This window comes from Corallococcus sp. NCSPR001, assembly GCF_017309135.1.
Lineage (GTDB): Bacteria > Myxococcota > Myxococcia > Myxococcales > Myxococcaceae > Corallococcus.
This window is the reverse complement of sequence record NZ_JAFIMS010000002.1, coordinates 1,625,775-1,644,683: the sequence shown is the minus strand read 5'-3', so window position 1 is coordinate 1,644,683 and position 18,909 is coordinate 1,625,775. Positions and strand designations below refer to the sequence as shown.

Genomic DNA, 18,909 nt, shown 5'->3' with positions numbered 1-18,909 from the left:
GGCCACAATGGACAGGGACCGCCGTTGTCCGCGGAGCAACGACAGACATCCCAGGCCCCTGGCCCGATACACGTTCGACACACCCGCGCGGGCCGCGGCCGGGGCCACCCCCGGCGGGGCCCCCCGTCCCCCTGCCGGGCGGCCGGACGGACCACCCGGGCTGATGGGGGCCATGCCCAGGGGTGAATCCCGGCTGCTTTCGCCCTTCCGGCCCTCCCGGATTTGTGGTGTGAACCGCCCCCATGGCGAACACGCGCACTGTGACGGTCATCAACGGCGACGGCATCGGTCCCGAGGTTTCGGCGGCCACCATTCGCGTCCTGGAAGCCCTCAAGGTCCCCCTGGATTTCGAGTTCAAGGACGCGGGCACGGAGGTGGTGGCCAAGTTCGGCACCAACCTGCCCCACGAGACGGTGGAGGCGGTGCTGCGCAGCGGCGTGGCGCTCAAGGGCCCCACCGGCACCGTCGTGGGCGGCGGTCTGCCCTCCGCGAACGTGGGCCTGCGCAAGCGGCTGGACCTGTACTCGTCCCTGCGCCCGGTGAAGAGCGTCCCCAACGTCAAGACGCGCTACGAGAACGTCGACCTGGTGGTCGTGCGTGAGAACACCGAGGACCTCTACGCGGGCCTGGAGCACATCGTGGTGCCGGGCGTCGTGGAGGCCATCAAGGTCATCACGGAGAAGGCGTCCACGCGCATCGCGCGCTTCGCCTTCGAGTACGCCAAGAAGAACGGCCGCAAGAAGGTGTCCGCCATCCACAAGGCGAACATCATGAAGCTGTCGGACGGCCTCTTCCTGGACTGCTGCCGCAAGGTCAGCCGCGAGTTCCCGGAGGTCGCCTACGACGAGGTCATCGTCGACAACCTCTGCATGCAACTGGTGAAGGACCCGACCCGCTTCGACGTGATGGTGCTGGAGAACCTCTACGGCGACATCGTCAGCGACTTGTGCGCGGGCCTGGTGGGCGGCCTGGGCATGGTGCCGGGCGCCAACATCGGCGAGCGCACCGCCGTCTTCGAGGCCGTGCACGGCACCGCCCCGGACATCGCGGGCAAGGGCATCGCGAACCCCACCGCGCTGATGATGTCCGCGGTGATGATGCTGGAGTGGCTGGACCTGCGTGAGGCGTCCCAGCGCATGGCCAACGCCATCCAGAAGGTCTACGGCGGCGAGTCCAAGGTGCGCACCGGCGACCTGGGCGGCAGCGCCACCACGCGCGAGTTCACCGACGCCATCATCGCCGCGCTGTAGTCCGCTTCACCGCTTCAAAAGCCAAGGGGGCGGGAGGATTCCTCCTCCGCCCCCTTCGTGCTTCTTCAGCCGACGGTGACCTTGCGCACGCCCCGCGCTTCCAGGAGCGCTGGGAGCCGTTCGCGCTGGTCGCCCTGCAACACCAGCGCGTCCTCCTCCACCACGCCCCCGCAGCCCAGGCCGTTCTTGAGCGCCTTGAGCCAGGTGTCCAGCTGGGCGGCGGGCAGCCCCAGTTGCTCCACCACCGTCACCTCCTTGCCGCCCCGGCCCTTGCGCTCCATGCGCACCACGGCGCGCGCGGGGCCCTTGGGCTCGGGCTTCTCGCGAGGCGCGGGCGGAGGCGGCCCCACGGGCAGCGCCTCCCGCTGCGCGGACAGGGCGGCGAAGGGGTTGTTGAAGGGCCCCGGCGGCGGGGCCTCGTCCTTCTTGTCGCGCTTGCCCATGGCTTCTTCGCGCTCCTGTTCCCTTACGGGTGGGCGTGGCCCTCGTGGCCGGGGGAGCCGGTGCCCCGCGAGCGCGGCGGCGGCAGGGCGCTGAAGCCGGGGGCGTCCGGGTTTCCGCTCGCCAGCACCAGCGCGTAGATGAGCGGCGCGGACGGGGGCACCTCACGGCCGTTCACCAGCACCAGCGGCGTGCCCTGGATGTTGAAGCGCATGGCGTACTCGACGTCCTGGCGCAGCTTCCCGATGGTCTCCGGCGCCGACATGCACCCCTCCAGCTGCGGGCGCGCCACGGAGCCGGAGCTGGCGATCTCCATCACCTTGTCCGTGTCCAGGAAGGCCTGCGCGGCGAAGAGCTTCTCGCGCAGTGTCCAGAAGTCCTTGGCGCCCTCCAGGCACACCGTGGCGCGGGCCGCGGCGCAGCGCACGCTGAGCGCGTCCGGACCGCGGTTGGGGATGGCCGGGTTGCACTGGCCATCCAGCGGGAACTGCCGGGCCTCCACGGACAGCATGCCCTGGGGCGCGTGCTGCTTGATGAGGGCCAGCTCCTCCACCAGCGCCTTGCAGTGGGGGCACTTGCTGTCCGTCCACTCCAGCACCTTCACCGGCGCGTCCGGCGGGCCGAAGAGGGCGCGCGGCGGATAGGCCGCGAGCTTCGGCGTGGCCGAGCGGTACACCGCGAGCGCGTCCGACAGGAACTGGCGCTGCTGCGGATCCAGGCTGGCGATGAACTCCGGCAGCGTGGAGGGCGGCGCGGGCGGGGGCGGAGTGCTGCTGGAGCTGTCCGACGTCTGCGTCTGCGTGGAGGCCACCGGCTTCAGGAAGTCACCGGCCTTCTGCGCGTGCGGCGTGGCCCGGCCGGGCATCAGCATGGCCACGAAGGCGACGGCGGAGATGCCCATCGTCCACATGAGCGTGTCGCCCCACTCGCCCGCCTGGGGCATGAGGGGTCCGGGCAGGCCGCGCCAGGCCACGCCCGCGAACGCGAGCACCAGCACGTAGGTGCCCAGGCACGTGGGGCACACCACGCCCACGCTCGCGCTGACGCTGGCGAAGACGGCGACGGAGATGACGCCCGCGACCGCCAGCAGGCGCAGGCCGCTGGCCGCCGGACGCACCGAGCGGCCCGCCTTCGCCCACGCAAGGTACAGCGCGGCGAGCCCCACGGCGGACAGGCCCCACACGAGCCCCAGGCCCGCGATGGGGATGCCCAGGGTGTCGTGCACGGCGCTGGCGAAGTCCGAGTTCCAGACGGTCTCGCAGTTGACGTGCTCGTTGATGCCGCAGCTGGTGGCGCCACCGGCGCGCAGCGTGAGCAGCTCCATCCATTGATAGACGGCGAGCGCACTGGTGAGGAGGCCCAGCACCAGCAGCGCGAGTGCGCCACGGGTGGGGACGGGGGCGGCCGGGGTCGGGGCCTTCTTGCTCATGCGTGCTCCGGAGGCGGGGTCATCAGGACGAGGAGGCGGGCGTTGTCCGGGCCGTCATTGACGACGCCGTGTTCGGTGCCCGCGGGGGCGAAGAGGGTGGAACCGGGGCCATGCGCCGCTTCCTCGTCGCCGATGCGGAAGCGGCAGCTCCCCTCCAGCACGAGGTACACCTTGTCGGACGTGGCATGCCGGTGGGGTTTCTGCGCCTGGCCCGGGGCCAGGCAGTAGACGTCGAGGAAGAAACGACCCGACTGGAAGACGGTGTGCTTCTGGAGCTTCTCCAAGGAGAAGCCCTGGAAGGCCGAAAGCTGCTTCACATCCATCGTGGCATCCGCTCCTGCGCCTCTATATAGCGACGGGCATGGAACCGCTGACGCTGCATTTTGTTCACGAGCGGGTGGGTGCCCGCTTCATTCCGGTGGGCGGCCGTGAAGTCGTGGCCGGGTATGGAGACGTGGGCGCGGAGTATGGCGCGGCGCGCGACGCCGTGGCACTGCACGATGCGTCCTACCGCGAAATCCTCCGGATAACGGGGGAGGATCGCGCCTCCTTCCTCCACGGCATGGTCACCCAGGAGGTGAAGAACCTCCCGGTGGGCTCGGCCGCCTATGCCGCCTTCCTCACGGTGAAGGGCGCCATGGTGGGAGACGCTCGCATCCTCAAGCGGGAGGACGACCTGCTGCTGGACCTGGAGCCCGGCCTGGGCGCCAAGGTGCGGGAGTTCCTGGACAAATACCTCATCTCCGAGGACGCGGAGCTACACGACGGCACCCCGGAGCTGGCCTGGCTCAAGCTGCTCGGCCCCCGGACGGCCCAGGTGCTGGCCGCCGTCCCGGGCGGCCCCTCGGAGCTCCCGGCGCCCCTGTCCAGCCGCAAGGCCACGCTCGCCGGCCAGGAGGTGTGGCTCCTGGGGACGGCGCTGCCGGGCGGGCTGTCCGGGGTGGACGTGTTGGTGCCGCGCGCGGGGCTGGAGGCGGTGTGGGAGGCGCTGGTCCAGGCGGGCGGGGCGCACGGGCTGAAGCCGCTCGGGTTCGACGCGCTGGAGCTCGTCCGGGTGGAGGCGGGGGTGCCGCGCTACGGGCAGGACATGGTGGACACCACCATCCCCCTGGAGGCGAACCTCACCCACGCCATCTCCTACAATAAAGGTTGCTACATCGGGCAGGAGGTCATCGCCCGGGCCACCTTCCGCGGGCAGATGAACCGCAAGCTGGCGGGGCTGCTGCTGGGTGAGAAGGACGTGGCGCCCGGCACGGAGCTGCGCCGGGGGGAGAAGAAGGTGGGTTGGGTCACGAGCGTGGTGACGTCCCCGGTGAAGGGCCAGCGGGTGGCGCTGGGCTACGTGCACCGCGATTCGCTGGAGCCGGGCACGGAGCTGACGCTGGGTGGCGAAGGCGCGGGCACCGTCACGGTGGCCGCCCTGCCCTTCACGGCCTCGTAGCCTGGGACAGCGCCTGGCGCACGGCCGCGCGCACGGGCGCGGGCACCTCGTCCCCCGGGATGCGCCGGCACAGGGACACCGTGCGCTTGAGCGAGTCGCACGCGGCGGCGCAGCGCGGGCAGCGCGACAGGTGGTCCTCCAGGCGCACGCAGGTGGCCTGGTCCACCTCCCGCGCGGCGAACTCGGTGAGCTCCTGGGCCAGCTCCGGGCACGCCGGGGCCTGCTCCCCGGCGCCCTCCCCCATCAGCGTGGAGAGGTGTTCGCGCAGTTGGAGCCGCGCGCGGTGCAGCCGGCTCTTGAGCGCCCGCACCTCGATGCCCACCACCTTCGCCGCCTCCTCCGCGGAGAGCCCCTCCACGTCCCGGAGGATGAGCACCTCCCGATGGGCCTCCGGCAGCGCGAGGATGGCCGCCTGCAACACCTCTCCCATCTGCCGCGCATGGGAGGCCATGTCCGGGGTGGCCTCCTCCGCGGCGACATGGGTGGCGGCGGGGGAGTCGAGCGGCTGGAACTCCTCGGGCGCTCCGACGCGCTTGCGGCGCAGGCGGAGGCAGTGCGTGCGGGCCACCTGATACAGCCACGTGGACAGCTCCGCGTCGCCCCGGAACACGTGGATGCCCCGGAAGGCCGCGAGCAGCGTCTCCTGGAGCACCTCCTTCGCGTCCTCCTCCGAGCCGCACATGCGCAGGCCAAAGCGGTACACCTGCTTCTCGTGGCGGGCGAGGATCTCATCCAGCGCCTTGTCATCGCCAGCGCGCGCGGCCTCCATCAGCTGCTCATCGGTTCGCGTCGACATCACCCGGTCGCCTCCTCCACAGGTCCCCATCACGCCCGAGGCGGAGACCGCTCGGCCGTGAGGATGCCTTCCTGGCCATCCTCATGAGCATGCATAGCCGGAACCTGGCGCCGGTGCTGAACGACCCTCATGGGTGCGAGGGATTCCGATGGGACGGATGAGGCGCGCTAGTAGCGGATGACCTGATAGCCCTCGGCCACCAGGCGCGAAAGCTCCGCCACGCCGTTGTCCACCACCTCCGCCTCCGGCTGGAGCTTCTTCGGGTCGATGCCGAACTTCGCGAGCGCGTTGCCGCAGGCCACCAGCCGGACGCCCGCGGCCTTCGCGGCCTGGGCCTCCTCGCGGACCGCCTGCGGAACGGCCTTGACCGTCGGATCCAACGCCACCACCGCGCGGCCGTAGCTCAGCCACACCACGTCCGACAGGTAGCCGGACTCCTTGGCCGTCTTCGCGTGCCGGAAGGAACTGGAGAGCGTGCCGATGTCCTCCAGGCCCGTGGTGGACACGAAGACGAGCTTGCCCTGGTGCGCGGGCGCCTTCTTCCCGGGGGACTGGGACGGCGCCGCGGCGATGGCGGCGAGAGGAATGATGACGAGCGCGGCGAGGACGAGCAGCAGGTTGCGATTCATTCGAGGAGCTCCGCTTCGGGTTGGCTGAAAAGAGGCTCACTGCACCTGCTGTGTGCGCAGCACGGGTGGGAGGTCCTCGCCCACGGCGCGCCCTTGCAGCGCGTCGTCCAGACGCGGACTGCCGGCGAGGAAACGGCGCACCGCCTCGTGCGCATCGATGTCCAGGACGTGCGGCTCCTGGACGCCGGGAATCCGGCACACCATGTCGGAGGCATCGCCCTCACGCTCGCAGGCAGTCACGGTGTAGAGGCGCGCGTCCTCCACCGGCTTGCCGCCGACTTCGAGGGCGAGGAGGCGCTGCCCCTTGGGTGCGTCGGCGCGGAAGCGCAGCGTCATCCCCGACGGGCGCGGCAGCCACCCACCGAAGCGCTTCTCCGGATCCTTCGCGAAGACGTTCTCCAGCTCCTGCTCCCAGAAGGCACGAAGCTGACGGCCACTCACCTTGCCCGTCTTCAGCTTGTTGACGATGGGGAAGAGGTTCCACAGGTCCGCCTCGCGCACCGGCCCGGGCAGCAGCGGCGTGCCGAAGCGGAAGCCGTTGGAGAGGCCTATCTCCGTCCCTCCCGCGATGCGGATGGCGTCGGCCAGCACGTTGTCGAGCGGGTTCTCCACCACCGCGTAGCGCGCGAGCGTGACGTCGGTGTGGCCCACCGGCGCGGCCAGCTTCGCCTCGTGCGGAGCGAGGGCGGCGTCCACCAGCCGGGCCACCTTCGGGTCCTCGGGGAAGCGCGAGGCGGTCAGCTCGATGAGCTCCCAGCGGCGGTCCACCACCCTGCCCTCCTCCACCCACAGGTCCAGCCGCCCGAGGAAGGAGCCGAAGGCACCGGGCTCCACCACCCAGCTCCCGGCCTGCGCGATCGGCGCGTAGGTGCGCTCGTGCGTGTCCCCCGACAGGTGGGCGTCCACACCGGGCACCTTGCCAGCGAGCCCCACCGCCTTGGCGAGCCCCACGTGCGTCATCAGCAGCACCACCTGGGCGCCTTCACGCTCGCGCACCTCGCGCACGAGCGCCGGCAGTTCCTCCGGGCCGTCGTAGCGCAGACCCTGGCTGTAGCCAGGAGGCTGGCGGCGCGGGACGTCCGGGTCCGTGAAGCCAATGACAGCCACCTTCACCCCGCCCACCTCCTTCACGAAGTACGGAGGGAAGAGGCGCTCGCCGCTCGCCGCGTCGCGCAGGTTGGCGGCGACGAGCGGATGCTTCAGCTCGCGGGCGCGCTGGCGCAGCACCTGGGGGCCGTACACCACCTCCCAGTTTCCAGGCACCGCGGCGTCCAACCCGAGCGCGTTGAGCGGCTCGATGAGGGCACCGCCCTCGGTGAGCGCCGCCGCGCCGGAGCCCTGGATCGTGTCACCGGCATCGAGCACCAGCACGTCACCGCCGCGCTCGGCGCGGATCCGCTGGATGGCGGCGGCCACGCGGGCGAAGCCGCCGGCCTCTTCGATGCGCTCCTTCCCTTCACGCCAGAACAGCTCGGGATGGGCGCGCAGCTGCGCGTGCAGGTCCGCCACGTAGAGGACGGTGAGCTGCTTGCGCTGGGTCGCGGGAACGCGGGCGGCCGGCAGGGAGATGGAGCCCGGACGCGTCAGGGTACAGCCGGGGCCCAGACCGCCCAGCGCGAACAGCGCGCCGAGCAGGGAGAGGAGACGCATCATCGTGAAGCACCTTGAGGGAGAGGGACAGGGATGGAGACACGAGGTGCACCGCGCGAAGTTCCCGCGCCCCGGCCGCTCCCTCCCGTCACTCCCAGGCCGACATGGGGCCCAGGTTGAAGACGTCCTGGAAGCCGCGCTCCTTCAGGAGGCGCTCGGCGCGGCTGCTGCGCGCGCCACTGCGGCAGTAGATGACCAGGGGCTTCTCAGGCGAGCCCAGCTCGGAGAGCCGCTGGGGCAATTCATCCACTGGGATGTTCATCGCCCCGGGAAGGTGCCCGGCGGCGAACTCCTCCGGCGTGCGGACATCCACCAGGGTCGCACCGGCTTCCACCCGCTGGTGGGCCTCGGCCCCGGCGGAGCGCTGGTGCGCACAGGAGACGAGGAGCGGACTGGCGAACAGGGCAGCGACGACGAGAATGGACTTCATGGAGCGGCTCCAACCGGGCCCAGAGGCCCGCGGGCCCTGGGGAACGGGGTACAGCGGGGTGAGAGCCACGAAGGCTCAAAAGGATTCAACACCCGCCTCCCCTGAAGGGAGGAGCCCGGCGCAGCGGATCCCCGCGATGGACTCCAGGCCCTCGCGAATGGACGCCAGGGACTGCTCGCCCACGCGGCGCGCCACCTCCTGGCCAGCGGCATCCACGAAGACATGCCCCCGAGGACACGACCGGGACGCTCGAAAGTTCCCGGCCTCGCGACCTCAAGGCGCCAGGCGGGTCAGGGCATCGACAAGGACCGGCGACTCCAGCTCGGAGACGGCGAGCGCGGCCTGCCCACCCCCACGCGGCGCCACACAGATGCGCTCACCGATGGGCCCCTGCGTGCAGCGCGTCTTTTCTCCAGCGAAGCTCGCCGCCTCCCGCGCCGCGGGCGAGTTCGGCGGCGGCAGGAAGAGCGTCATCGCCGTGCCCCCCTCGTACCGGTACAGCAGCGAGGCGGAGAGCTGACCATGCAGACGGCAGCGGCGGGCACCCAGCAGCGTCGCGCCGGGCACCACCGGCACGTCCACCGCATAGCCCACCTCCCGCGCCACCCAAGCCTTCACCTCGGCCGGATCCGAGGACTCGAACTCGCAGGGAGTCGCGCGCGAGAAGGCCTTGAGGTGGTGCCGCTCGAGGTCCATCGCCAGCGCGTCATTCATGCCGCTGGGCCACGACGTCCAGAGGAGGCCCACGGACGCGACCGCCGCGGCCAGCCCCACCGTCCACCGTCGCCGGAAGGCCGGGCGGAAGCGCGGCGCCAGCCGGGTGACACGCGCCCTCAGCTCGGGCGGCACGTGCGTCTCCGTGGCGGCCTGGGCCCTCAGTGCCTCGCGCAGCGGTGCATAGCGGGCCGCCTCCCGGGCACAGCCCGCGCATCGGGACAGGTGCTGCTCCACGGCCTGACGCTCGTGCGCCGGGCCCTCCCCGTCGAACCACGCGGAGAGCCGCTCCTGCCACGCCGGGCTACAGGCTTCCATGTGCCTTCTCCTTCTCCAGGAAGTCGAGCATCGCCCCCCGGGCCCGCGCGAGGCGTGAGCGCACGGTGCCCACCGGACAGCCCTGGACCCGGGCGATCTCCTCGTAACTCAGCTCTTCGACTTCGCGCAGCCACAGCGCATCCCGCCACTCGGGGGCCAGCGACTCCAGCGCCGCCTTCATGCCCGAGCTGAGCGTGTGGGCGTGCAGCTCCGCCTCCAGGTCCGCGGAAGGTTCGGGAGGAAGCGCTTTGCCCAGCCCGCCCTCCAGCACCTCCAGGTGGGGGCGCAGGCCCCGGCGGGAGTTGAGGTACACGGTGCGCTGAACGGCGAGCAGCCAGCCCTTGAGACGCTCCGGGTCCCTCAGCTCGCCGCGCCGCTCCAGCGCGCGCGCCACCGTCTCCTGCACCAAGTCATCCGCCTCAGCGGTGCTGCCCGTCAGACGGCGGCCCACCCGTCGCAGGGCGGGCAGGTGCTCCAGGGCACGTTCAATGAAGGACCGGCTGCTCACGTTCCTCCAGGGACACGGTGGCGGTCGGGAAAAGTTCCCGAGGGGCTACGAAGCGGGCGATGCGCCCGGGGCCGGAACTCCCGCGCTCGCGTTCCGCCGTGTCCGCGGCACCTGGGCGAGGAACATGCCGGCGAACATGGCGGGCACGAAGACGAGCAACTGCGTCGCGCCGGTGGCCAGCGACATGAGCGCCGGACCGGGGCAGTAGCCGCCGAGGCCCCACCCCACGCCGAAGAGACCCGCGCCCACGAGGAGCTTGCGGTCCACCCTGCTGGCGGAGAGAGCGGGGAACTTCGCGGCGAACAGGGGCCGCTCGCGCTTGTGGATGAGAGGCCGCAGCGCCGCGTGCACGGCGATGGCGCCGCCCATCACGAACGCGAGCCGGAAGTCCCAGTCACCGGCGATGTCGAGGAAGCCGATGACGTTGGCGGGATTCGTCATGCCGCTGATGCCCAGGCCGATGGCGAAGAGCAGACCGCCGAGGAATGCACTGATGTTCGAACGCATGGAGAACTCTCTTTAGAGGACGTGGCGGATCACGAAGACCGTGAGGACGCCGGTGGCCATGAAGGTGAGCGTGGCCGCGATGGAACGGACCGAGCCGCGGCTGATGCCGCAGACGCCGTGTCCGCTGGTGCAGCCGTTGCCCAGCCGCGAGCCGAAGCCCACCAGCAGTCCGGCCACGGCCAGCAGGGCCACACCGCCCGCGCTCAGGGACGCAGGGGCCGCGAAGGACATGGGACGCAGCCATGCCAGCAGCAGGCCGCCCGTGAGCAGCCCCCCGAAGAAGAGCACGCGCCAGGAGATGTCGCCGCGCACGGGCGCCAGCAGCGAGCCCACGATGCCGCTGATGCCGGCCACGCGGCCGTTGGCCAGCAGGAGCAGGGAGGCACTCAGGCCAATGAGCGCCCCACCCAGGAGGGGAGGAAGGAACGAGGAGATCATGTCCTGTGAGAGCCAGATTCAGAGGTGGAGGATTCAGCCAGGGGAAATCCCTGAATCCTTTCTTCCCTCCCCTGGCTCTCAAGGACAGGAGGTTTCAACATGATTTTCCGCCAGCTTTTCGATTCAGAGTCCTCGACGTACACCTATCTGTTGGGCGACGAGGCCACGCGACAGGCCGTCCTCATCGACCCCGTGCTGGAGCAGGTCGACCGGGACCTGCGACTGGTGAGCGAGCTGGGCCTCACCCTCACCCACGTCTTCGACACCCACGTGCACGCGGACCACGTCACCGCGTCCGGTGTTCTGCGCGAGCGCACGCGGGCCACGGTGGTGGGGGGCGAGGGAGGTGCCGCTTGCGCCGACGTCCAGGTGCGCCACGGAGACGAAGTGCGCGTCGGGGGGCTCGCCTTCCAGGTGCTCGCCACCCCGGGACACACGGACGACAGCGTCAGCTATCTCCTGGGCGACCGCGTCTTCACCGGCGACGCGCTGCTCGTGCGCGGCAACGGCCGCACCGACTTCCAGAACGGGAACGCGAGCCAGCTCTACGACAGCCTCACCCGCGTCCTCTTCCGCTTGCCGGACGAAACGCGCGTCTACCCCGCGCACGACTACCACGGTCACATGGTGACGAGCATTGGCGAGGAGAAGCAACACAACCCGCGCGTCGCGGGCAAGAGCCGGGAGGAGTTCATCGCCATCATGGAGAACCTCCAGCTGCCCAAGCCCAAGAAGATCGACGTCGCGGTCCCAGCCAACCGCGCCTGTGGATACACGGCGCCTTCACCGCAGGGGGCCTGACATGACATCCCATCCGTATCAGGACGTCACGCCCGCGCAGCTCGACACGCTCGGCCCCGAGGTGCGGCGCATCGACGTGCGCGAATTGGATGAGTTCACGGGCCCCCTGGGCCACCTGCCCGGAGCGGAGCTCGTCCCGCTGGGCACGCTGGAGGCGGCGGCCGCGTCGTGGCCGCGCGAACAACCGCTGCTGCTCATCTGCCGCTCGGGCGGTCGCTCCGTGAAGGCGGCGCAGGCGCTCGCCCGCGGCGGCTTCCAAAACCTCTACAACCTGGCGGGCGGGATGCTCGCCGTGCGCGAACCCCGCACGACACAGGGCTGAAGGTAGACACCATGCCCATCCTCGGCTTCTCACTCGCGGCGTTGATTGGCCTGTCGCTCGGCCTGCTCGGCGGCGGCGGCTCCATCATCACCGTCCCCATCCTCGTGTACGTCCTGGGCTTCGGGGCCAAGGAGTCCATCGCCATGGGGCTGGCCGTGGTGGGCGTCACCAGCCTCTTCGGCGCGGCGGGCCACTGGCGCAAGGGCAACGTGCAGCTCCGGGCGGCCTTCGTCTTCGGCGCGGTGGCCATGGCGGGCACCTACGCGGGGGCGCGCCTGTCCGCCTTCGTCTCGGGCGCCTTCCAGCTGCTGCTCTTCGCCACGGTGATGCTCGTGGCCGCCCTCTTCATGTTCCGCAACAGCCGCAAGGAGGCCGCCCTCGCCGCGCGCAAGGAGTCCGCGCCCGTGCCTGAACCCCGCAAGGCGTCCTTCCCCGTCATGGCCCTGGCCGCGCTCGGCGTGGGTGGGCTCACGGGGCTGGTCGGGGTGGGCGGCGGCTTCCTCATCGTCCCGGCGCTGGTGCTCCTGGTGGGCCTGCCGATGAAGCAGGCGGTGGGCACGAGCCTGCTCGTCATCGCGCTCAACTCCTTCGTGGGCTTCGCCGGCTACCTCGGCCACGTCCAGGTGCCCTGGCTCTCCCTGGGCATCTTCACGGCCATCGCCGTGGCGGGCATCCTGATTGGCACCTGGGCCACCCACTACGTCTCGCAGGCGGCCCTCAAGCGGGCCTTCTCCCTCTTCCTCGTCGTGATGGGCGTCTTCATCATGTTCAAGAACCGGGAGACGTTGACGGGGCTGCTGCTGGGTGAGAAGGGCCTGGCGCCCGGCACGGCACTGACGCGGGGCGAAGGCGCGGGCAGCGTCACCCCTATGGGTGATGCCGGCGCCCAGTAGACTCCCGTACGTTCCGTGAGCCAATTCCTCGCTCCCTCGGGCCTGGAAACGCCATGTCTGCCCAAGGCATTGGCTGGAGCTCACGCACATGAAAAGAACGACCCCGAAGCGTAACGCCTGGGTTTGTCATGCCTTGCGGTTCACAGCCCTCCTGGCGTCGGCGGGATGCGGCGCCGGAGTGGCGACAGAGGCCCCTGACGAGGGGCCTTTGAGCACCCAAAGGCTCAGCTTCGAGGAGTTCGAGAGGCGCACGTATCGCGAACCGGAGACCGGCATCTACATCGTCGACGGTGACATGCCGATGTCGGACCTCGATGAACTGCGGGAGTACTACGACGGCCTCTCGAAGCCCGGCGCGCTCATCGTCCGTACCGTGAACGGAGTGACGGCGACTTGGAACAGCGCCCAGAAGCTCAACCTCCGGTACTGCGTAAGCACGGGCTTCGGCTCGCGGTATGCCAGGGTCGTCGAGGCGATGTCACGCGCCGCGAATGCCTGGGAAAGCGCGGCCAACGTCGACTTCATCCACGCCCAGGCAGAGGACAGCAACTGCGGCGCGAGCAATCCCAACGTCGTCTTCGACGTCAGCCCTGTCTCGGGCCAGGATTATCTGGCGCGAGCCTTCTTCCCTGACGATGTCCGCGCGAACCGCAACGTCCTCATCGACGCCAGCGCCTTCGGGAGCATCCCGCCCTATACGTTGGAGGGGGTCCTCCGCCATGAACTGGGGCACACGTTGGGCTTGCGGCATGAGCACACGCGACCCGACAGCGGCGTCTGCCATGAGGACAACAACTGGCGAACGCTCACGAGCTATGACCCAGACTCGGTGATGCACTACCCGCAGTGCGCGGGCACGAATACGGTGGACCTGCACCTCACGCAGCGCGACCGGATTGGCATCCGGGCGCTCTATGGCCGTGGGAACCTGAACCTGGCCCTGATGGGCAACGCCTCGGCGTCATCCACCTATTGCGTCGGCACCAGCGAGCATTGCTACTCACCCAACCGGGTCAACGACGCATCCCGCGACAGCACGCTCAATGGCCTCCATGGCTGGACCAACGCCAATGGCGCGGCCCTCCCCCAATGGGTCCAGGTGGATCTCGGTCAGCCTCACGTCATCAACCAGGTCAACGCCGTCTTCAGCAGCGGCGGTGTCCCGCAGGCCTATTCAATCGAAGTCTGGAATGGCTCCGCCTGGGTGGCGGTGAACAACGTCACGGGCAATACGCAGGTGGAGCGAATCCAAACCTTCGAGCCTGTGGTCGCCAGCCGCGTGCGGCTGCTGGGCCGGTTGGGTTCCACCACACAGCCGGGATATGTGCGCGTGAACGAGCTTGAGGTCTACAACAACCATGAGAATCTGGCGCTCTCCGCGAAGGCCTCGGCGTCTTCTTCCTTTTGCGCGCTCGGCTGCTATTCCGCGTCCAAGGTCAACGACGGCGATTTCAGTACGCTGATTGGCGGTGACACGAGCTGGACGAATGCCTGGGGCGCCGCGCTCCCGCAGTGGGTGGAGCTGGATTTCGGTGGCCCCCGCACCTTCCGGCACGTCGAGCTCTTCATGAGCGAATACGGCGCTCCCCAGACCTACAGCATCCAGATCTGGAACGGGAACGCCTGGGAGGACCTCCACGAGGTCCAGGGAAACAGCCAGTGGTGGCGCTCCCATTACACCCTGACCCCCACCACCACGTCGAAGCTGCGGGTGCTCGGGAAACTCGGGTCCGCCCTGCAGCCGGGCTACGTGCGGATCAACGAGGTGGAGATCTACGAGAACTGAGCGGGCCGTCAATTCCTCTCTTCCACGAGACTGCCGGACGAAAGCCAGGCGCTCGTGGATGAGTCCTTTGACTCCTGCCACGGGGGTGGGTCGTGGAGCCCTACCCAAGGCAGGTGGGGCCCCGGGCGCTCAACGCTTCTCACACGCGGTCCAGCCCGTCTGCACCCAAGGGCCACTCCATGCGTTTGTCATTCATCGCGGCATTGCCGCCGGTGGGCTTCTTTTCGGGCCATGGCGGAGTGGAGCAGGAGGCGGAAGTCACGGCCATGGCCCCACCGCCGTGCGAGGACGCCGGCCCCGCCGAACGGGTTGACTGCTACGGCATGGCTCGCACGGTCCTGTCAGGCAGGTTCCACCTCTCCAAGCAGCCACACCTCCGTTCCCGCGGGGAGGTCCTGCTTGGAGAGCGTGCTGAAGCAGAGCACGTGTTGAGGCCGTGACCGGAACGAGCCGAGCGGGATCTGCGCCAGCGCGACAGCCTCCAGGACGTCGCCATCCGGCCGCCGCAACGCAACACGGATCTCCAGCTGTCCCCGCTCCCCCATGTCCACATCGGGAGCGACAAGGATTCCTCGCCCCTGGATGTCGAAAGCATCCTCGACCACCAGCAGCCGTCGTGCGCCGGGGACAGGAGCGACCGGCGCCGGGCTCGTGCGGCGTTCCAGCTCGTCCCAGTCCCGGGGCGGTGTTGGCGAGGTCATGGGGAGAGGATAGACGAAGCGCGTTCAGGGGCGCTCAGACAACCGTGCCTCAGGCTCGCTCCCGGGGAAACATCCCCCGCAGGTCGCGCAGCACCGCGCGCGGCCCTTTCGTGACCAGCGCCATCAACATCGCGATGACGAGCAGCCCCGCCGCCGCCCAGCCGATTCCGGAGCCAAAGCCCCAGACCGCGCCCGTCACACCTCTGATGACGGCGCCCACGAGCATGATGGGTTCAATGAGGGTCATTGGGGATTCGCGTCGCAGTACACGTACTTCGTGCCGGGGGAGCAGCCCATGACGGCGCACTGCGGATCCTTCTTCGCCTCCTCGTCCTTCTGGATGAGGGCCTGGAGGTCGTCGCCCTTCGAGCAGGACAGACATTGCACCTCCGGCTCCACTCCGCCGCAGCAGCCGCAACCACAGGCGACGTAGGTGGCGCTGCAGTCCAGGGGCGCCTTGGCTGGCACCTTGTCCCCGGCGGCCTGGCAGCCCCACCCCAGCGCGCCCGCCACGAGCAGCCCCATGAACATTCGCATGGAGTAAAGATAGGCGATGCAGGACGCCGCGGCAGCTCGCCTTGGAATGATAGGCTTCCGCACGCCGTGCCACTCCAATCGGAGCAAACCATGCGCAAGCGTATCGTTGGCGGAATTCTGTCGTTGGGGCTGCTGGCAGGCTGCGGCGGCGTCGAAGCGGACGGAAGCGAGGAGCCCGCGCTTTCGACGCAGGAAGAGGCGCTGAACAACTGCACCGCGACCTACCACGTCAAGTATTACAGCGACGCCACCTATACGACGCAGGTGGGCATGGATATCTGCCTGGTCTGCAACCGGCCCGTGGCCAAGAGCGGCATCAAGACCGCCTTCGCGAAGTGGCTCATGCCGATGCAGCTGTGTGAGCCGTACGATCCCTAGCCCAGCTGGGCGGAAACCCGGCCGCGATGATGCGCGGCCGGGTCCCTCGCGGAACTACACGCGCCCTTCAGCCTTCTGCGCGCGCTCGATGCTCTCGAACAGGGCGCGGAAGTTGCCGCCGCCGAAGCCCTGGTCGCCCTTGCGCTGGATGATTTCGTAGAAGAACGGGCCCGCGTCCGCCTGCTTGTAGAGGCTCGCCGCGTCCTTCATAAAGATCTGGAGCATGTAGCTGCGCTCCTTGTCCCCGTCGATGAGCACTTCCAGGTCGCGCAGGACGTTGATGTCCTCGTCGATCTTCTTGATGCCCATGTTCTGGATGCGCTCCGGCAGCGCGTCGTAATACGAGCCCGGCGTGGGCATGAACTGGATGCCCGCGTTCTGCCGCATGTCCTTCACGGAGGTCAGGATGTCCTTCACCGTGATGGCCAGGTGCTGCACGCCGTCACCGCGGTGGTCCTCGTTGAAGATGTTGATCTGGCTGGCCTTGAAGAACGGGAACTTGGGCTCGTTGTTCGCGAACTTCACGCCGCTCTTCGGGTCCCACATCACCTCGGACTTCAGGCCGCTGCCGTGGTCGCGCTTCTGCTGCGACGCCACGTCGTCCGTGTGGAACTCGATGTGCCAGAACTTCTCGAAGCCCATCACGTGCTCCATCCACAGGAGCATGGGCTTCATCGTCTGGAAGTTCGACGTGACGTGGTCCAGCTTGTCGAAGCCGTACTTGTTCTGGCCGCCCTTGGGCTGCGCGTGCACCTGGAAGCCCGGGTAGATGGACTTGTAGTTGTTGCGCTGCAGGAAGCGGAACGTGGTGTCGCCAAACGGCGTCGTGATGGAGAAGAACGACAGCTTGCCGCCCGCGTCGTCCGTGAAGCGCTGGATGTCCGTGATGAACGTGGCGCCGCGCTGCTCCAGCAGCTTGAACGCCTTCTCCACGTCCTCCACTTCAAAGTTCAGCGTGCCCACCCCGTCCGGGTGCTTGCGCAGGTAGCGCCACGCGCGGCCGCCCTCGCCGACAGGCTGGCTCACCACCAGGGCAATCTCACCCGCCTGGAACAGCGCGGACTTCTGCTTGCCGTGCGCCTCCAGCTCCGGCCCGGACACAGCCACCTCCGCGAAGTCCAACCCCTTCGTGTAGAACTGGCGGCTGCGCTCCAGGTCATGCACGTACCAGTGGATGCTCTCCAGGGCCTTGATGCCCAGCGATTCCTGCTTGGCCATGTCGCTGACTCCTCGTGGTGATGAAGAAGATGTTTCGTGACTACGCCGGCTGCGCGTCGGGCTGCCGGTCCGGCTGCGCCGCCTGGAAGGCGGGGAGTTCGTTGCACGCCGCTTCAATCCGCAAGAGCGTGGGATAGGACTTCAGGTCTACACCGAACCGGCGGGCCCCGTAGAGCTGGGGAACGAGCAGGACGTCCGCGAACGACACTGCGTCTCCCACACAATAACGCCCCGCCGTCGCCTGCACCGCCGCCTCCAGCGCCGTCAGCCCGTGCACGTTCCAGTGCGCCGCCCAGGCCTTCTCGTCCGCCTTCAGCTCGTTCTTGATGCGCAGCGTTACCGACGTGTTCTGCAGGGGCTGCATCCCCGCGTTCACCATCTCGGCCAGCATGCGGGCCTTCGCGCGCAGGTACGCATCCGTGGGCAGGAGGGCGGGCGAGGGCACGCGCTCCTCCAGGTACTCCAGGATGGCCATGGACTCGGACAGCTTGCGCGCCTGCCCGTCCGCTTCCGTCCACTCCAGGGTGGGCACGCGGGCCATGGGGTTCAGCGCGCGGTAGTCCGCGGAGTTCTGCTGACCACCGTCCTTGAGCAGGTGCACCGCCAGGTACTCGAAGGGCAGCCCCTTCCAGTTCAGCGCGATGCGCGCGCGCCACGACGCGGAGGAGCGCCAGTAGCCGTGCAGCTTGAGGTTCTTCATGGCGCCTTCACCACCGTCTGGGAGATGCGGCCAAAGAGGCTGTGCCCCTCGCCATCCAGCATCTCGATTTCGATGGTGTCCCCGGGCTTCATGAACGCCGTGCTGGCCTTGCCCGCGTCGATGGTTTCGATCATCCGGCGCTCGGCGAGGCAGGAGATGCCGCGCGAGCGGTCCTCGTTGGACACCGTGCCGCTGCCCAGGATGGTGCCCGCGGTGAAGGCGCGCGTGCGCGTCAGGTGCTGGATGAGGTCGCGGAAGGAGAAGTGCATCTCTGGGCCCGCGTCCGTGTCGCCCACGAGCTGGCCGTTGAGCGTGCTGCGCATGCGCAGGTGCACGCGGCCCTCCTTCCACGCGGGGCCCAGCTCGTCCGGCGTCAGCGCGAAGGGGCCGAACGCGGTGGCGGGCTTGCTCTGGAAGAAGCCGAAGCCCTTGGCCAGCTCCTCCGGGATGAGGTTCCGCAGGGACACGTCGTTGGCGATCATCACCAGCTTGATGTGCTTGTCCGCGTCCTCGGCCTTCGTGCCCATGGGCGTGTCACCCAGGACGACACAGACCTCGCTCTCGAAGTCCAGGCCCCAGACCTCGTCGCGCAGCGGGATGTCCTGCGTGGGCGCGAGGAAGTCTCCGGAGCCGCCCTGGTACACCAGCGGATCCGTGCGCAGCGTGGCCGGCGGCTCCGCGTTGCGCGCCTTGCGCACCAGCACCACGTGGTTGATGTACGCGCTGCCGTCCACCCATTCGTAGGCGCGCGGCAGGGGCGCGTGCAGCGCCTTCACGTCCAGCGGGCGGCTCTGCACCGCGCCGGCTTCCAGTTGCTGCGCCAGCGCGCGCAGCTGCGGCTCCTTCGCGTCCCAGTCATCCAGGGCCGCTTGCAGCGTGAGGGCCACGTTGGTGGCCAGCGCGTAGGCGGAGTTGTCACGCTTGACGACGATGAGCCGACCGTCGCGGGTTCCGTCCTTGAGCGTCGCGAGCTTCAATTCCGCGCTCCCTCGGCGGCCTGTGGGGAAGGAAGGGGGAGGCCG

Annotated in this window: 24 protein-coding genes; 7 read left to right on the top strand and 17 right to left on the bottom strand. The window is 69.2% G+C overall.

What is annotated here, in order from left to right:
* The first annotated feature begins 242 nt into the window (after positions 1-242).
* Positions 243-1,250 carry an isocitrate/isopropylmalate dehydrogenase family protein gene (locus tag JYJ93_RS08830; RefSeq protein WP_206787940.1) on the top strand — a complete coding sequence of 336 codons (1,008 nt, stop codon included), beginning with the start codon at positions 243-245 and terminating at the stop codon, positions 1,248-1,250.
* Between the two features lie 65 nt (positions 1,251-1,315).
* Here JYJ93_RS08830 and JYJ93_RS08825 read toward each other — a convergent pair whose 3' ends face one another.
* From JYJ93_RS08825 to JYJ93_RS08815, 3 genes are read right to left on the bottom strand one after another with little or no spacing between them, the layout of a single operon-like run.
* The gene (locus JYJ93_RS08825; RefSeq protein ID WP_206787938.1) at positions 1,316-1,693 is read right to left on the bottom strand and encodes a translation initiation factor; all 378 of its coding nucleotides are present in this window, start codon (positions 1,691-1,693) and stop codon (positions 1,316-1,318) included.
* Positions 1,694-1,716: 23 nt separating this feature from the next.
* Positions 1,717-3,120, bottom strand: a complete 1,404-nt coding sequence (locus JYJ93_RS08820; RefSeq protein ID WP_206787936.1) for a vitamin K epoxide reductase family protein — start codon at positions 3,118-3,120, stop codon at positions 1,717-1,719.
* A complete protein-coding gene (locus JYJ93_RS08815; protein WP_014399741.1) occupies positions 3,117-3,443 on the bottom strand; it encodes a cupin domain-containing protein in 327 nt (108 codons plus the stop codon). Before JYJ93_RS08815 ends, JYJ93_RS08820 begins: the two co-directional genes overlap by 4 nt.
* A 38-nt stretch (positions 3,444-3,481) precedes the next feature.
* On the opposite strand from JYJ93_RS08815, the gene JYJ93_RS08810 reads away from it, so the two are divergent.
* Positions 3,482-4,561 carry an aminomethyltransferase family protein gene (locus JYJ93_RS08810; RefSeq protein WP_206787934.1) on the top strand — a complete coding sequence of 360 codons (1,080 nt, stop codon included), beginning with the start codon at positions 3,482-3,484 and terminating at the stop codon, positions 4,559-4,561.
* Here JYJ93_RS08810 and JYJ93_RS08805 read toward each other — a convergent pair.
* From JYJ93_RS08805 to JYJ93_RS08770, 8 genes are all read right to left on the bottom strand, one after another.
* Positions 4,548-5,357, bottom strand: a complete 810-nt coding sequence (locus JYJ93_RS08805; RefSeq protein ID WP_206787932.1) for a sigma-70 family RNA polymerase sigma factor — start codon at positions 5,355-5,357, stop codon at positions 4,548-4,550. The two genes, JYJ93_RS08810 and JYJ93_RS08805, sit on opposite strands and share 14 nt — an antisense overlap.
* A gap of 167 nt (positions 5,358-5,524) precedes the next feature.
* Positions 5,525-5,986 carry a DsrE family protein gene (locus tag JYJ93_RS08800; protein WP_206787931.1) on the bottom strand — a complete coding sequence of 154 codons (462 nt, stop codon included), beginning with the start codon at positions 5,984-5,986 and terminating at the stop codon, positions 5,525-5,527.
* A gap of 36 nt (positions 5,987-6,022) precedes the next feature.
* The gene (locus JYJ93_RS08795) at positions 6,023-7,639 is read right to left on the bottom strand and encodes a bifunctional metallophosphatase/5'-nucleotidase (RefSeq protein ID WP_206787928.1); all 1,617 of its coding nucleotides are present in this window, start codon (positions 7,637-7,639) and stop codon (positions 6,023-6,025) included.
* Between the two features lie 85 nt (positions 7,640-7,724).
* Entirely contained in the window at positions 7,725-8,066 is a 342-nt protein-coding gene (locus JYJ93_RS08790) for a rhodanese-like domain-containing protein (RefSeq protein WP_206787926.1), read from the bottom strand.
* Positions 8,067-8,339: 273 nt separating this feature from the next.
* The gene (locus tag JYJ93_RS08785; protein ID WP_206787924.1) at positions 8,340-9,098 is read right to left on the bottom strand and encodes a zf-HC2 domain-containing protein; all 759 of its coding nucleotides are present in this window, start codon (positions 9,096-9,098) and stop codon (positions 8,340-8,342) included.
* Positions 9,085-9,606, bottom strand: coding sequence for an RNA polymerase sigma factor (locus tag JYJ93_RS08780; protein ID WP_206787922.1), 522 nt, complete (start codon positions 9,604-9,606; stop codon positions 9,085-9,087). The genes JYJ93_RS08785 and JYJ93_RS08780 overlap by 14 nt, the downstream gene beginning before the upstream one ends.
* A 45-nt stretch (positions 9,607-9,651) precedes the next feature.
* Positions 9,652-10,113 carry a DUF6691 family protein gene (locus JYJ93_RS08775; RefSeq protein WP_206787920.1) on the bottom strand — a complete coding sequence of 154 codons (462 nt, stop codon included), beginning with the start codon at positions 10,111-10,113 and terminating at the stop codon, positions 9,652-9,654.
* Positions 10,114-10,125: 12 nt separating this feature from the next.
* Positions 10,126-10,551 carry a YeeE/YedE thiosulfate transporter family protein gene (locus JYJ93_RS08770; protein ID WP_206787918.1) on the bottom strand — a complete coding sequence of 142 codons (426 nt, stop codon included), beginning with the start codon at positions 10,549-10,551 and terminating at the stop codon, positions 10,126-10,128.
* 99 nt (positions 10,552-10,650) lie between these two features.
* Here JYJ93_RS08770 and JYJ93_RS08765 point away from each other — a divergent pair, with 99 nt between their 5' ends.
* The 4 genes from JYJ93_RS08765 (at position 10,651) to JYJ93_RS08750 (ending at position 14,353) form a co-directional block, all read left to right on the top strand.
* Entirely contained in the window at positions 10,651-11,352 is a 702-nt protein-coding gene (locus JYJ93_RS08765; RefSeq protein WP_206787916.1) for an MBL fold metallo-hydrolase, read from the top strand.
* A 1-nt stretch (position 11,353) separates the two neighbouring features.
* Positions 11,354-11,674, top strand: a complete 321-nt coding sequence (locus JYJ93_RS08760; RefSeq protein WP_206787905.1) for a rhodanese-like domain-containing protein — start codon at positions 11,354-11,356, stop codon at positions 11,672-11,674.
* Between the two features lie 11 nt (positions 11,675-11,685).
* Positions 11,686-12,567: a sulfite exporter TauE/SafE family protein gene (locus JYJ93_RS08755; protein ID WP_206787903.1), complete on the top strand. Its 882-nt coding sequence runs from the start codon at positions 11,686-11,688 to the stop codon at positions 12,565-12,567.
* A gap of 88 nt (positions 12,568-12,655) precedes the next feature.
* Positions 12,656-14,353, top strand: a complete 1,698-nt coding sequence (locus tag JYJ93_RS08750; protein WP_206787901.1) for a M57 family metalloprotease — start codon at positions 12,656-12,658, stop codon at positions 14,351-14,353.
* 341 nt (positions 14,354-14,694) lie between these two features.
* On the opposite strand, the gene JYJ93_RS08745 is transcribed toward JYJ93_RS08750, so the two are convergent.
* From JYJ93_RS08745 to JYJ93_RS08735, 3 genes are read right to left on the bottom strand one after another with little or no spacing between them, the layout of a single operon-like run.
* A complete protein-coding gene (locus tag JYJ93_RS08745; protein ID WP_206787893.1) occupies positions 14,695-15,054 on the bottom strand; it encodes a hypothetical protein in 360 nt (119 codons plus the stop codon).
* A gap of 49 nt (positions 15,055-15,103) precedes the next feature.
* Positions 15,104-15,301, bottom strand: coding sequence for a hypothetical protein (locus JYJ93_RS08740; protein WP_206787891.1), 198 nt, complete (start codon positions 15,299-15,301; stop codon positions 15,104-15,106).
* Positions 15,298-15,591, bottom strand: a complete 294-nt coding sequence (locus JYJ93_RS08735) for a hypothetical protein (protein WP_206787888.1) — start codon at positions 15,589-15,591, stop codon at positions 15,298-15,300. The genes JYJ93_RS08740 and JYJ93_RS08735 overlap by 4 nt, the downstream gene beginning before the upstream one ends.
* 90 nt (positions 15,592-15,681) lie before the next feature.
* On the opposite strand from JYJ93_RS08735, the gene JYJ93_RS08730 reads away from it, so the two are divergent.
* On the top strand, positions 15,682-15,969 hold the full coding sequence (locus tag JYJ93_RS08730; RefSeq protein WP_206787886.1) for a hypothetical protein: 288 nt from the start codon (positions 15,682-15,684) through the stop codon (positions 15,967-15,969).
* 54 nt (positions 15,970-16,023) lie between these two features.
* Here the strand turns inward: JYJ93_RS08730 and hppD are convergent, their stop codons facing one another.
* The 3 genes from hppD to JYJ93_RS08715 are packed head-to-tail and all read right to left on the bottom strand — an operon-like array spanning position 16,024 to position 18,864.
* Positions 16,024-17,187: a 4-hydroxyphenylpyruvate dioxygenase gene (hppD, locus tag JYJ93_RS08725; RefSeq protein WP_206787884.1), complete on the bottom strand. Its 1,164-nt coding sequence runs from the start codon at positions 17,185-17,187 to the stop codon at positions 16,024-16,026.
* A gap of 40 nt (positions 17,188-17,227) precedes the next feature.
* A complete protein-coding gene (gene maiA, locus JYJ93_RS08720) occupies positions 17,228-17,887 on the bottom strand; it encodes a maleylacetoacetate isomerase (RefSeq protein ID WP_206787882.1) in 660 nt (219 codons plus the stop codon).
* Complete coding sequence (locus tag JYJ93_RS08715) at positions 17,884-18,864, bottom strand: fumarylacetoacetate hydrolase family protein (RefSeq protein ID WP_206787880.1); 981 nt, start codon at positions 18,862-18,864, stop codon at positions 17,884-17,886. The genes maiA and JYJ93_RS08715 overlap by 4 nt, the downstream gene beginning before the upstream one ends.
* Positions 18,865-18,909 lie beyond the last annotated feature (45 nt).